Raw genomic sequence first — 13,034 nt, forward strand, 5'->3', positions numbered from 1 at the left:
CCGGACTGGGGGATGCAGCTGTGCACGCTGCACGACACCCTCCTGTGGGACGCTGCGCGCCCGGTCGTGCACGCTCACGCCCGCGCCTGCGCCCGCGCGTGCGCGCACCGGCTCGCGCCCCTGACACCCGGGCTCCTGGAACACCTGCGCAGCACCCTCACCCGCCCGGGCCGCACCCCGATCGGCGCCCTGGCCGACCTCGCGTGCACCGTGTCCGGGGAGGACGGGGCCCTGTCGTCCAAGGCTCTGCGCGCCCTCGACCGCGCCCGTCCCACCGGCGGACCCCGGACCGGGCCCGTGACCGCCCGCGCCTGGCTGACACCGCCCTCCGACCCCGACGGCCTGGCCGCGTGGTGGTCCGATCACCGCCCCGGGTCCGGACACGACCCCGACTACGCCGCGGCCCTGGCCGCCGTCGATCTCGACCTCGCCGACGGGCACCCGCCCGCCCCGGGGGAGCTGTCCGCTCGCGCCCGCGCCTGGGAACACCGCGACGCCGCACGCCTGTGCCGCGCGTACCTGTCGGCCTGGCTCACCGAGGCCGCCCGACTGTTGCGCGCCCGCGGGGGTGTGCGGCCGTGAGTGAGACACCGACGTCCGTGCTCTGGGAGATCACCGTGCGCCTGGTCCTGCTCTCCGACACCCACGTCGGGCCCGCCGACCCCGCGCACCGCCGAGCCGACGAGCCCGGGAGCGACCTGCCCGTGGACCGGGACCCGGAGACCGGGCTCCCACGCCTGCGCGCCACCACCCTCGCGGGGGTCCTGCGCCACGACCTGGTCGCCCGCACGGGAGACACCGCGTCAGCCGGAGCTCTGTTCGGCACCTCTGCGGCCGACGACCCCGCCCGAACCGGGTTCCCCGGTGCGCTGGACCTGGACGACGCCGAGGGCCGCGTCCCCACCGCGATCACGTCCCGGACGGGCAACCGGGTGGACCCCGCTTCCGGTACGGCTCTGCCCGGACACCTGTGGCGGCGCGAGATCCTGCCCGCCGGAACCGTGTTCATCTCCCACCTGCGCCTGCACGTGAGCGCGCTCGAGGACGAGAGAGAGGAAGGGGAAGAGGCTGTGTCGCTGGGCCGGCTCACGGCGTGCGTGGCCGGACTGTACCGGGGGCACACAGGTCCCGGAACCCCCGGCTCCGACGCACCCGGCCTCCACGTCGGTGCGCGCACCGGCCGTGGTCACGGAGCGATCGCCGCCACCTCCTGGTCCGCCCGCCGCCACGACCTCACCACAGCCGAAGGGTGGTTCGCCCACCACGCCCGCACCTGGTCACAGCGCCGCGCCGACGGCGAGAACGCACTCACCGACGGATCGCCCACCCTCACCGAGGCCCTCGTCCGCGCGCTTCGCTCGGCCGACCGCCCCGACCTCGCCGACGGCATCCCGGCCACGGCCCCCGACCGCGGCCCCCGCGACGAGCTCCGTCTCACCCTGGCCGTCGGCGAACCGGACGACCCCCTGCTGCCCGCCCAGGTCCGTCCGGGGCTGCTCATGATCGCCGACCCGCCCCCGCCCGACCGTGTGGGCGCCGTCGACCGTGCCCACCGCCGCCGGCTCGCCGAAGGGGCACCTGAGCCCGCGCCGGTCCTGGGCGACACCGCCCTCCACGCCCTCCTCAAACGTCTCTCCGCCCGCCTGAGCCGTGATGCCTGCGAGGCCCTCGGCGGCCACGAGGACCTGTGGCGGCACTGGCACGCCCAGTGGTGGGGTGGTGACACCGACCCGGTCACCGCGCTGCCCCGCCCCTCGCGCGTCCGCCTGCGCCGCACTCCCGTGCTCACCGGAGGTGCGCCCCTGACCACCACCCGCCTGACCGTGGACTCCCTCTTCGGCGACGCCGTCGACGGACACCTGAGCACCAGTGACGTGCACTGCGGGGGCACCGCCGAGGCCGTCCTGGACGTGTACGACCCCGACGACTCCGTGCGCGGACTCCTCACCCTGCTGGTCCGGGACCTGGCGACCGTGCCCGCCGACACGCTCGGGTCGGGCGCGGGCAGCGGACACGGACGGCTCACCGCCACCGCCGCCACCCTCACCGTCCGCACGGGCGACTGCGAGCCACCCCGAACCGTCGACCTCCTCACTGCCGTGCTGGACCCCGAGAGCGCCGACGCCCGCCTCGCCCGGGGGTGGGTCTCGCGCTGGCACGCCCGTCTGGAGCCCCGAGCCGAGGGGGAGGCGGAACGGTGAACCTCGAACCGTCCCCGCCGGCCGGGCTGCTCGTGCACGAACTCACCCCCGGCCAGGTCGACACCGTCGTGGAGGAGGTCTTCGTCCGGGGGGTGCGCTGCGGTCTGCTCGACCGGCCTCCGGTCGGGCCGCCCCCGACCACGGCCACCCCCGACGCCGCCGCACCCCAGTGGCTCCCNGGGGACGGACGTATCACCGGTTCCTGCCCCTCCAGGGACTGGTGCCGCTCCGACATCGCCCTCCCGGCGCTCTCCGCCCCCGCCCCCGGGCCCGACGACCTGTGGCGCATCCTGGAGGTGCTGGTCTTCACGCCGCACGTCCAGATCCGGCTGGCCGAGGGGGCCGAACGCGGATGGATCAGCGCCGACGCTCCCGGCCCACTGCCGGCGCCGCTGCGGCCGCGGGACCGCGCGTTCCTGCTGCGCGGCCACAACGGGGGCGATCACCGCAGACCCGACCGGCCCGCCTCGCACGAGACCGCCCCCCTCACCGCCACCTCCGAACCCGACGGGACTCGCGCCGTCCTGCCCCTGGACCCGGTCGACGCCACGGCCGCGGTCCGGCCGCTGGGTGCCGGGCGTACCCTCGCCCACAGCGCCGGATCCTGGCTGACCGTGCGCGAGTACTGGGCCGAGGACCCGGAGACCGGGGCCGTGGGGGTGGCCTTCCACCGCCTCACCGGGTTCCGGACCGGTGCCGACCCCACCGGGCCCGCGCCCGACCCCGGAACCGGGGACCCGGTCCGGGAGGCGTGATGGACGCCGATCCCGGCACTCGCCGCGCCCGCCACACCGCGACCGCCCCCTACGGCCTCGTGCAGCTGGCCGACACGCCCCTGCCCGCCGCCGACCTCCACACCGGCCACAACACGGCCGAACTGCTGCGCTCGCACGACCGCACCGTGCCCGGGACCCACAGCGGATGGATCGACCTCACCGTCACCACCCTGACCCCCACCTACGTCGGCCGGAGCCCGGACCGCGGCCACACGGGCCGTTCCCTGCGGCTGCCCGTTCCCGGCGGCCCGGGACTGCCGGTCCTGCCCGGATCCAGCCTGCGCGGCCTCCTGCGCAACACCGTCCGCATGCTCACCGGGGGCGAGACCGGCCCGGTCAACACCCCGATGCTGTACTTCCGGGCGCCCGTGCGCATCGACCCCGACAGCGGGGACAGCACCCTGCCCGCCCGCACGCGACAGGTCATGGCCCATCGCCACGCGCACTACCGCAAACGCCGAGCCGGGCTGCGTACCCGGCAGGGGTTCCTGCACCACGCCACCGACGAGGATCGCTGGTACGTCGTCGAGGTCCCGCCGACGCCCTGGTGCGCCGAACCCGGACAGGCCCTCAAGCTCCCCTTCGATGTGCTGCGCCGGAGTCTGGCCACCTGGGACTTCGGCGTCACCACCTTCCCCGACCCGCCGCGCGGGACCGGGTACGTGCCGACCCTGCACCCGCAGCACGGCGCGCTCCAGCACCGGTGGGTGCACGCCCTGCACATCCCCGGGACCAAGGGCATCGCCGCAGTCGCCCCCACCTTCGAGGACGCCCTGGAACACCTGCACACGCACACCGGCGGGGAAGGAACGGTCGTTCCGGCGCTGGTCGTGCTCACCGGGCCCGCTTCCGCCGAACGCCGCAACGCCTACCTCTTCGCACGCCCGCACGACCTGCGCACCGGACGACTGCCCGTGCCCGAGGCGCTCGTCGAGCTCTTCGAGTCCGCGGAGCAGATCACCGACTACCAGCGCCTGGCCTTTCCCGACCACCTCGGAACCGTGCCCGGCGACCCCGAGCGCGCGCCCGTGGCCGGGACCGGAGGAGGGGGGCTACCCAGGTCGGGGGTGGAACCGGTCTGGTTCGATCAGGACCTGTCCGGTGCGGTGGTCTCCTTCGGGCGCTCCGGCGGGTACCGCATCGCCGTCAGTGACGACAACCCGATCCGGCGCGCCGTTCCCCCGAGCGTCCTGGGGCCCCAACGGGGCGACCCGCCCGGCGGGGACCCCGAACGCGAAGGACGCCCCGTCGACGTGCCCCGCGCCCTCTTCGGCGATCTGGACACCTTCGCCGGGCCCGGCGGGGCGACCCGGGGCCGGATCCAGGTCGGTGACGCGGTGTGCCGGAGCACCGACGCCGACCTGCCCGGGGGACCCCTGCGTGTGCGCCTGCTGTCCCCGCAGCGCGGGTGCTTCGCCAACTACCTGCTGCAGGGGCCCGAGACCGAGTTCGGGGAGCGCCCCGACCTGGTGACCTGGTCGCACGAGGGGCGAGTGCGCCTGGGCGGGTACAAGGTGTACCTGCACCGCCACCCCGAGGGTCTGGGCTCCCCGGTGCGGTACGACCGGGAGGCGCAGGAAGCGCTGGGGTTCGAGGTGCCCTCCGCCGGTGACGGGCCGCCGCGGGAGACCCAGCGCGACGTGCTTCCGCTCAGGGACGGGCTCGCTTTCCGTTCCCGTGTCACCTTCACCAACCTCACCGACGCCGAGCTCGGCGCTCTGGTGCGGGCCCTGGTCCTGGACAACCCCGCCGACGGAGGGGACCCCCGCGACCCCGAGTACGCGCACAAGATCGGGATGGGCAAGGCGCTCGGGCTCGGCAGCGTGCACCTGAAACCGGACTTGCACCTGGTGGACCGCCGTGCCCGCGCCCTGTCCCCCGACCCGGGGGCCGGAGTACGCCGCGCCGGCGCCTCGGAGGTGCGGGGTTTCCTCGACGCGTTCGGCGCCGCCCTGACCGCGCGCCGGAAGACCGACCCCGCCCACGGGTCGGGGCCCTCCCACTGGCGCGGGGTCGCCCAGGCCCGCGACGTGTGCCTGGCCGCACGCTGGCGCCACAGGCTTCCCCTGGAGGAGACTGCCGTGATGAGCCTGCGCGAGTTCGCGGAGTATCCGGTCCTGCCCTCCCTCACCCGCCGGTTCTCCGACCGCGGCCCGCCCCCGTGAGCATCCGGGCACAGAAATGCCCCGGACCCGCAGGTCCGGGGCCCGCACACCGTCGTCGGGGGCCGCGCGGCAAGGGGGAGGGGGCGCGGCCGTCCCGGTCAGGGTGCGGAGTCCACAGAGGTCTCCGGGGCAGCGGAACCCGCCGGGGACTCCGCGGCATCGGCGAGTGCCTCCAACAGGTCGGCGCGCACGTCCGGGTCCTCCGACGCCGACCACCACCGCTCCGGCACACCGCTGTCGGCCGCCAACACCGAATGGACCAGGGCCTCCAGTGCCCCCTGCGGGTCGGCGTCGAAGGCGGCACGGTCGCGCTGGGCGTCCTCGGCCAGGCGTGCGGCGGTCCGGGCCAGCCACGCGCGTTCGTTACGGTCCAGCACCTCGCGCCGCGGCGGCTCACCCCCGTCAGGCGCCTCCCCGGTGTCGGGAACCGGGGCGTACGGGGCGCTGCGGGCCCGGCCGCGGGCGCGCTGCACCATCCGGAAGTGGGTGGGCATGTCCACCGCCATCCGCCCCAGCACTCCGGTCAGCCGCCGGGCCAGATCCTCTCCGCTCAGCTCGGGCAGCAGCCGGCGCAGCACCAGCCGCCGGCGCTGGTCGGGTGTGCGCCCCGGGTCGGCGTCGCGTCCGGACGCCAGCTCGGCCAGCTTGCGCAGCAGGTAGTCGCCGGTGGCGGTGGAGACCATCGGGGGTTCGCGCTCCTCGCTCACCGACCGCCCGTGCAGGTCGGCCACCGGAACTGCGCTGCCGTCCTCGGTGAAGGACACGTGTTCGCCCGGACCGATGTCCTCGGGTAGGTCGGCAGCCGGGTTGCCCCACCCCGCGGTGAGTACCAGCATCGCCAGCGCCTCCTGGTCGACCACGTCGGAGGCCACCCGGGAGACGTCGCGGCGTTGGGCCCAACGCCGGGGACGCTCGGAGAACGCGCAGCGCACGGTCCCGTTCGCACTGCGCTGGGGGTAGACGCGCCGCAGGTTCTTGTAGGACCGGTCGCGGCGCACGTCGTCGAGCGCATCGCGCAACCGGTGCGCGGCGCTGCGGTCGACGTGCTCGCGCACGGCCGTGTTCCCGGCGCCCTCGGCACCGGCCGGTGCGGCGCGGCGCATGCGCACGGCGATCACGCTGTCGGCGTCGCCGCGGTGCGCCGGGCACGGGCAGTGCTCGGCGCACAGGTTGACATAGTGATAGAACTGCTCGGCGTGGCCCGGGCAGCTCTGTGCGGTTCCGTCACCCGAACACGGGCCGCAGCCCACCACGCGTGTGAAGACGCGCAGGAACGTGGTCGAACGGAACAGTTCCCATGCGGAACAGTGGTGCGTGCTCACGAACTCTTCTCCCCGGGTGGACCCGGGCCGGGTCGCTTTCCCAGCCCCGCGGAAAAGCGTGTGCGAAGAGACGTGAGGCCATTTCCGACACTCCCGCGTCGACGGGAGGTCCGAGAACAAATTAGGCCGGTCCCGTTGCCGCTGTCAATTGCCGGGTGCGCGGAATGCGGCGGCCTCCGGCCGTGACCGCGTCCCGACCATGGCCCCTCGTCCCGAACGCGCCCGTCCCCACCTCCTCCGACGTGTCCGCGGGGGTGCTCCTGCGGTGTCCGAGAGACTTGCGGTGAGAGCAGGGCGCGGGCGCCGCGATCACGGCCCGGACGGCCGCGCGCAGCACAGAACGGAGGCCTCGGATGCCGGTGGTCAACCTGACCCCGCACATGGTGACGGTCGTCGACGAGCGCTCGCGTGTGATCCAGAGCTGGCCCCGTGCCGACAGTCCGGCACGGGTCGAGGCGGTGAGGGTACGGATCGACCGGGCAGCGGGCGTACCCGAGGGCGTGCCCCTGCTGGCGGAGGAACGCGGCCGCGCCGACCTGCCCGAACCCCGCGAGGGAACCTGGTTCATCGTCTCCTCGGTCGTGGGGTCGGCCCACCCCGAGCGCCGCGATCTGCTCGTCCCTTCCGACCTGGTGAGAGACGGAAAAGGAACCGTGACCGCTTGCCGTTCTTTCGTGGTCAGCGGGTCGCCCGACACCAAAGTCCGCCCGTGAGTTCTGTGCGGCCAATGCAGCTTCCGTTCTCGTGGGCGTCTCATGTTTTTGCAGGTGAGTACCGGGAATCCGAACACCTCCCGCGCGAACCGTTACCATGGCGCCACACGGTGAACGAACGCGCGAGAAGGCCAACGTGGACACCCCCCGAACCTCCGTCGTCCTCGTGGGACGCAACCCCACCCCCGCGCTGTTGTCCGCGCTCACCCTGCCCCACGACCACCTCGTCCTCCTCTGCAGCGACGACACCCTCCAGGCCGCCCACCGCGTCGCCGAGGCGGTGCGAGCCCGTACCGCCCCCGCGTCCGTTCACGTGGCCAGCGTCGGCCCGGACCCCCACGACCCCAAGAGCGTCCGCGACCGCCTGCGCATCCTGGAGGGCCTGCGCGAAGGCCGGCCCTGGTACCTCGACTACACCGGCGGAACCAAGATCATGAGTGTGGCCGCCGCCCTCCTGCACGAACAGGCGCTGCCCCCGGACCGCCATCCCCGTGCACCGGCATGGCGCCTGTACCTGGACCCCCGCCGCGACCTGCTGCGCACCGCCGACCCCGACCACCCCGGTCTGCCGGTCGACACCGCCCATGTGGACCTGGCCGCCCTGGCCGGCGTGCACGGCTCCCACTGGATCGAGGACCGCGACCCCGAACCCGTACGCCTGGTCCTGCAGGGCGGTACCCAGGCCCTCGACGCCCGCCACCCCCGCCTCGGCCCGGCCGCCCGCCGAGGGATCGTCGCCGAGGCCCGCGTGCTCGCCCACCTACGGCGTCACCTGCGCCGTGCCCCCGACACCGAGGTCCTCGGCCCTCGCCGCGTCGCCGACCCCGCCCGTCCCGGGGACTCCGTCGCCGACTTCGACGCCGTGGTCCGCCACCGCCACCGGGTGCTGTGCGTGGAGGCCAAGACCCGGCCCGGCGACGTCGAGGCCCGCGCCGGGTGGACCGTCGCCAAGGCCCGCCGGGTCTTCGGCAATGCCGTCTCCGTCCTGTTCGTACACACCGGTCCTGCCCGCCCCCGACTGCGCGAGGCGATGCTCGAGCACAACCCCGCGCTCAACGCACGCAACACCCACGTGTGGTCCCTCGACGACCTCCTGCGCCGCCTGAGCTCCTTCGACGATCTGCGCTCGGCCTTCTTCCCCGGCCTGGACCCCGCCCCTCTGCGGCCCTGCGCCCACGCCCCGCCCCCCGCCTGTCCGGACCCGCCCGAGCGCCACCCCGGACCCGAGACCGCACCCGCCATGGTCACAGCGCTGGGCGGCAGCCGCCTGGGCACCCTCACCGCCGTGCACGCCCACCGGCCCGCCCGAACCCTGATCCTGTCCTCCCACCAGGGCATGCGTGAACACGTCCGGGAGGCCGCGGCCCGCACCTTGCACCGCGCCGAGCACCCCGACGCCCCGCCCGCCGACGCCGCACACCTGAAGGAACACGGATACCGCGACCGTGTCCGGTTCGGCGCCGACCCCGTCGACGGTTCCGACGTCCACGCCGTCGCCTCCGGCGCCCACACCTGGATCAGCGCACAGAACGGCCGCCCCGCGCTCGTCGACCTCACCACCGGCACCAAGGCCATGAGCCTGGGCCTTGCCCTGGCCGCCCGCCACTCCGGTGCCTGCGCCACCTACCAGCTCGCCCGCGAACGCACCCTGATCTGTCTCACCCACGGCCGCCTGCCCCTGCCCGACCGCGCCGCCGTCGACTGGTCGCTCGTCCTGACCGGCCACACACCCCTGCACGGTCCCTTGAGCGCCGACCCCCTCCATGTCGACGCGCCCCTGCTCGAGGCCGCGCGGACCGCTCTCACCCGCGCCACCACCGCTCACGTCCAGACCTGGGTCGACACCACCCTGGCCGACCCCGACCGCGCCCACACCGCCCGCGAACGCCCCAGCCTCGTCCTGACCTGTGGGGACCGCGCCCTCGGCCTGACCGCGCCCGCCTGGCGCCTGCGCCGCCCCCACGACCGCCGCACCCGCCGCGTCAGCCCCGGAGCCTGGGCCCAGAGCGTGCACGCCGCCACCCTCCACCTCAACCTGCGCTGCGACGTCGCCGGCACCGTCCTGGCCCTGACCCGTCCCGGCGGGGACGTCGGCCGCGCCCGCGAACTGGTCGACTGGATCACCCACACGCCGCCCGGTGCAGGCACCACCGAACCCCGCATCACGTTCGACGACCCGCTGCGCCCGCTCGTCCTGGCGGCCGACCCCGGAGACCCGCCCGCACCCCTGCACACCGACCTCGCGTCCCTGTGACCCGACCCGCCGTCGGCCTCCACGGCCCTGCCCGCCGCGACCGACAGGATGGGGGCCGGGGCACACACGGGGAGGTCACACATGCGCCACGGGGGAGCGGCCGCCATCGCTCTGACCGCCGTCCTGATCGTGGGCTGCGCGCCCGGCGCCGACGACGAGGAGTTCCGCGGCCAGCACGTGGCCTGGGCGCCCTGCCACAGCGAGGAGGACCTCACCCTCTTCACCGAACTCGGCGGTGACCGGGACTGGCTCGCCGCCCTCGAGTGCGGGACCCTCACCGTCCCGCTCGACCACGACGACCCGGGCGGACGCACCCTCGACCTCGCCGTGGTCCGCCACCCCGCCGAGGGCGGCGCCGACCAGCACCAGGGCTCCCTCGTGGTCAACCACGGCGGCCCCGGCCTCTCCGGCCTGGCCGCCATGGACACCCCCCGTTTCAGCCAGGACCTCCGCGACGCCTACGACCTGGTCTCCTTCGACCCGCGCGGTGTGGCCGCCAGCGAGGGTTTCGCCTGCGGCGACTGGTACGCGCTCGACCACGCCCGCCGCAGCGCGGGAGCCTCCGACCCCCTGTCCACCGGCGCCGAGGAGCTGCGCACTCTCGACAACGCCGCCCACGACTACGCGGAGAGCTGCCGTGACGCCGTGGGCGAAGACTTCCTCGCCCACATCGGCACCGTCGGGGTGGTCGGCGACCTCGACCTGCTGCGCGACGCCCTCGGCGAGGACACCCTCGACTACGTCGGGTACTCCTACGGGACCCGCATCGGCGCCCTGTACGCCGACACCTTTCCCGAGCGCACCGGGTCGATGGTCCTGGACAGCCCAGTCCTCCTCGACGGTTCCGGCCTCGACACCGCCCTCGGGCGCGCCAACGCCTTCAGCGACACCTGGGGCATGTTCACCGAGCACTGCGCCGAGGTCGAACCGGACTGCCCGTTCACCGACCCGGGTACCGCCACCGAGTTCACCGAGGAGGCCGCCGCGGAGCTGCAGTACGAACCCGTCCTCGTCGACGGGGTCGGCATCAACGGCGACATGTTCTCCCTGCTGCTCACCCTCGCCCTGCCCCGCGACGAGGACTGGGACGACCTCTCCGCCCTGTTCACCGCTCTGGACCAGGACGACGAGGCCGCAGTCGAGGAAGGGGTCGCCGACCTCTACGAGGACGCCTTCGGCACCTACCGCGACCACGAGCCCTCACCCCCCGAGCCCGGCGCTGAGCACGTCGACACCCAGGCCGCCCTCACCGCGATCAGCTGCGCCGACCGCCGCGACCCCACCGACGTGTGGGACTACCGCGACGCCGCACGGGTGGCCGACGACGTCGCACCCCTGCTCGGCCCAGACCCCGTCTGGGACCAGCTGCCCTGCGCCCACTGGCCCGAGACCGAGGAGATCCCCGACACCCCCGACTTCGACGGTGCTCCGCCCCCGGTCGTCGTGGGCACCGTGGGTGATCCCGTCACCCCCTACGCCTGGGCCGAGGACCTGAACCGCGCCATGCCCGGATCCGACCTGATCACCTACAGCGGGGCCGGGCACACCCTCTACGGGGAGGGCCGCAACACCTGCGTGGACGACGCCGTCGACACCTACCTGCTGCAGGACCGCCCGCCCGGGGACACCCTGACCTGCCACCCCGACCACTAGGCATCCCCCGGCACACGGCGAAGGCCCCGCTCCCCACCAGGAGGAACGGGGCCTTCAACCCGTCACGGACTCAGATCTGGGAAGCGGCGTCCTCGTCCAACCAGAACACCGTGCGCTCGCTCCCGCGGGCACCCGCCACCGGGGCCTCGTCCACCGAACCGCCGGCCAGTCCCAGACGCACCGCCTCGGCCTTGCCCTCACCGGCCGCGAGCAGCCACACCTGGCGCGCCGCCCCGATCGAGGGCAGCGTCAGCGTCACCCGGTGCGGCGGCGGCTTGGGGGAGTCGTGCACACCCACGGCAGCGGCCTCGTCGTCGTGCACCTGGGCCAGACCCGGGAACAGCGACGCGACGTGCCCGTCCGGTCCCACGCCCAACAGGCACACGTCGAAGGCCGGAACCGGGCCCGCGCCCCGCGCGGCCACCGCCAGCTCCTGCGAGTACCGGGTCGCGGCGTGGTCGACCTGGTCACCGTCGGCCCCGTCGGAGGCCGGCATCGGGTGGACCTGGTGCGAGGGCACCCCGATGTGGTCGATCAGCGCCTCGCACGCCTGAGTCTCGTTGCGGTCGCGGTCCCGATCCGGCAGGAAACGCTCGTCGCCCCACCACAGGTGCACGGGCGACCAGTCCAACCCGATGCGCTCGGAGGTCTCCCGCAGCTTGATCAACGACTTGATGCCGATGCCCCCGCCGGTCAGCACGACATGCGCCACGCCCCGCTCGGCCACCGCGCTCTGGATCTGCCGTGCCAATTCGTCGGCCACCGCCGAGGCCAGCGCCTCGTCATCGGGGTGGCGCACCACTTCCGGTTCACTCACTTGCCTGCTCCGCTTCCAGCGGCCACGTCCCCCAGGTGCCGGGCCGCGCTCGCGTAGGTCTCGTCTGCATCCAGTCGGCGCAGCTCCTCGGCCAGGGCCAGGGCCGCGCCGCGGCGGGCCAGTGCCACCGTCTGGTCCGGCTGCCCGGACCGCGACAGGGTCGCCGTCCGGCCGTCGGTCCGGGAGATCACCACCTCCCCCTGTTCGGTGGACAAGCGCACCTCGGTCAGGCCGGGCCCGTCCGAGGCGCGGCGCTCCACCGGGATCGCCAGGCGTTCCGACAACCACGACGCCAACAGTTCGGCACTCGGGTAGTGCGGCTCGGCCGTCACCCGCGCCGAGGTCACCCATCCGCTGGGCTGGTCCATCACGCTCGCCAGCAGCGAACGCCACGGTGTCAGCCTGGTCCAGGTCAGGTCCGTGTCGCCCGGACGGTAGTGGGCTACCCGTTCCCGCAGGTCGTGCAACGGGTCCTCGGCGCGCAACGCGTCGGTGATGCGCCGCTGCGCCAGGCGCCCCACCCGGTCGGAGGACGGATCGGACGGCCCGCGGCCCGGCCACCACACCACCACCGGTGCGTCCGGCACCAGCAGGGGAGTGACCACCGAGTCCGGGTGCTCGCCCAACGGCCCGTACAGCCGCAGGAGCACCGCCTCGCCCGGACCGGACGTGCCCGGGCGGCGGATCTCGGCGTCGATGGCGGGCTCGGCGTCCGGATCGCGGCGGATCAGCGCGATCACCCGCGAGGGGTGCTCGCGTCCGGCCTCCGTGGCCGCACGCACAGCGTCGTAGTGGTCGGCCTCGTCGGTGACGATGACCAGGGTCAGGACCATGTTCATCGCACCGCCGCCCACACTCAGGCGCTCCGACATCAGGGCGTCGGTGATCTGCGAGGTGGTCGTACGCGGCAGGTAGAGCGTCATCGAACCCTCCGGGCGTGGTCGTGGCTGGTCACGGGCGCCGCCAATGGCGACCGTCCCGGGCGAGCAGGGCCTGCCCCGACTCCGGGCCCCAGGTCCCCGCGCCGTACTGTTCGGGCTGGCCCGAGCGTGCCCAGTGCTCCTCGACCGGGTCCAGGATCTGCCACGACAGCTCGACCTCCTCCTGGCGCGGGAACAGCGGCGGGGGGGCGG

At 74.4% G+C, this 13,034-nt stretch carries 9 protein-coding genes and 2 pseudogenes; 7 read left to right on the plus strand and 4 right to left on the minus strand.

Annotation, left to right across the window (positions count from 1 at the left end):
• The 4 genes and pseudogenes from D474_RS28875 to D474_RS0115420 all read left to right on the plus strand — a co-directional run.
• Window positions 1–582, plus strand: a pseudogene (locus tag D474_RS28875) (hypothetical protein); the annotation flags it as partial.
• Window positions 579–2,201: an RAMP superfamily CRISPR-associated protein gene (locus D474_RS0115410; RefSeq protein ID WP_017614445.1), complete on the plus strand. Its 1,623-nt coding sequence runs from the start codon at window positions 579–581 to the stop codon at window positions 2,199–2,201. The pseudogene D474_RS28875 and the gene D474_RS0115410, both read left to right, overlap by 4 nt.
• Window positions 2,198–2,956, plus strand: a complete 759-nt coding sequence (locus D474_RS0115415; protein ID WP_017614446.1) for a hypothetical protein — start codon at window positions 2,198–2,200, stop codon at window positions 2,954–2,956. The genes D474_RS0115410 and D474_RS0115415 overlap by 4 nt, the downstream gene beginning before the upstream one ends.
• The gene (locus tag D474_RS0115420) at window positions 2,956–5,142 is read left to right on the plus strand and encodes a TIGR03986 family type III CRISPR-associated RAMP protein (RefSeq protein WP_017614447.1); all 2,187 of its coding nucleotides are present in this window, start codon (window positions 2,956–2,958) and stop codon (window positions 5,140–5,142) included. The genes D474_RS0115415 and D474_RS0115420 overlap by 1 nt, the downstream gene beginning before the upstream one ends.
• A gap of 98 nt (window positions 5,143–5,240) precedes the next feature.
• Here the strand turns inward: D474_RS0115420 and D474_RS0115425 are convergent, their stop codons facing one another.
• The gene (locus tag D474_RS0115425) at window positions 5,241–6,464 is read right to left on the minus strand and encodes a hypothetical protein (RefSeq protein WP_017614448.1); all 1,224 of its coding nucleotides are present in this window, start codon (window positions 6,462–6,464) and stop codon (window positions 5,241–5,243) included.
• Window positions 6,465–6,817: 353 nt separating this feature from the next.
• Here D474_RS0115425 and D474_RS0115430 point away from each other — a divergent pair, with 353 nt between their 5' ends.
• From D474_RS0115430 to D474_RS0115440, 3 genes are all read left to right on the plus strand, one after another.
• Window positions 6,818–7,177 (plus strand): hypothetical protein, encoded by a 360-nt coding sequence (locus D474_RS0115430; RefSeq protein WP_017614449.1) that lies wholly within the window; start codon window positions 6,818–6,820, stop codon window positions 7,175–7,177.
• Window positions 7,178–7,274: 97 nt separating this feature from the next.
• On the plus strand, window positions 7,275–9,431 hold the full coding sequence (locus D474_RS0115435; protein WP_017614450.1) for a PDDEXK family nuclease: 2,157 nt from the start codon (window positions 7,275–7,277) through the stop codon (window positions 9,429–9,431).
• A gap of 81 nt (window positions 9,432–9,512) precedes the next feature.
• A complete protein-coding gene (locus tag D474_RS0115440) occupies window positions 9,513–11,084 on the plus strand; it encodes an alpha/beta hydrolase (RefSeq protein WP_017614451.1) in 1,572 nt (523 codons plus the stop codon).
• Between the two features lie 70 nt (window positions 11,085–11,154).
• Here the strand turns inward: D474_RS0115440 and pgl are convergent, their stop codons facing one another.
• The 3 genes and pseudogenes from pgl to D474_RS28880 form a co-directional block, all read right to left on the minus strand.
• Window positions 11,155–11,901 (minus strand): 6-phosphogluconolactonase, encoded by a 747-nt coding sequence (gene pgl, locus D474_RS0115445; protein WP_017614452.1) that lies wholly within the window; start codon window positions 11,899–11,901, stop codon window positions 11,155–11,157.
• A complete protein-coding gene (locus D474_RS0115450; protein ID WP_017614453.1) occupies window positions 11,898–12,824 on the minus strand; it encodes a glucose-6-phosphate dehydrogenase assembly protein OpcA in 927 nt (308 codons plus the stop codon). Before D474_RS0115450 ends, pgl begins: the two co-directional genes overlap by 4 nt.
• A 28-nt stretch (window positions 12,825–12,852) precedes the next feature.
• A pseudogene (locus D474_RS28880) lies at window positions 12,853–13,034 on the minus strand (glucose-6-phosphate dehydrogenase); the annotation flags it as partial.

Source organism: Nocardiopsis salina YIM 90010, from assembly GCF_000341025.1.
Classification (GTDB): Bacteria; Actinomycetota; Actinomycetes; order Streptosporangiales; family Streptosporangiaceae; genus Nocardiopsis; species Nocardiopsis salina.

What these genes read in the sequence shown, in the direction of transcription:
- D474_RS0115420 (WP_017614447.1), top strand. Translation starts at nt 2,956, where the DNA reads ATGGACGCCGATCCCGGCACTCGCCGCGCCCGCCACACCGCGACCGCC.
- D474_RS0115430 (WP_017614449.1), top strand. Translation starts at nt 6,818, where the DNA reads ATGCCGGTGGTCAACCTGACCCCGCACATGGTGACGGTCGTCGACGAG.
- D474_RS0115435 (WP_017614450.1), top strand. Translation starts at nt 7,275, where the DNA reads ATGGCGCCACACGGTGAACGAACGCGCGAGAAGGCCAACGTGGACACC.
- D474_RS0115440 (WP_017614451.1), top strand. Translation starts at nt 9,513, where the DNA reads ATGCGCCACGGGGGAGCGGCCGCCATCGCTCTGACCGCCGTCCTGATC.
- D474_RS0115450 (WP_017614453.1), bottom strand. Translation starts at nt 12,824, where the DNA reads ATGACGCTCTACCTGCCGCGTACGACCACCTCGCAGATCACCGACGCC.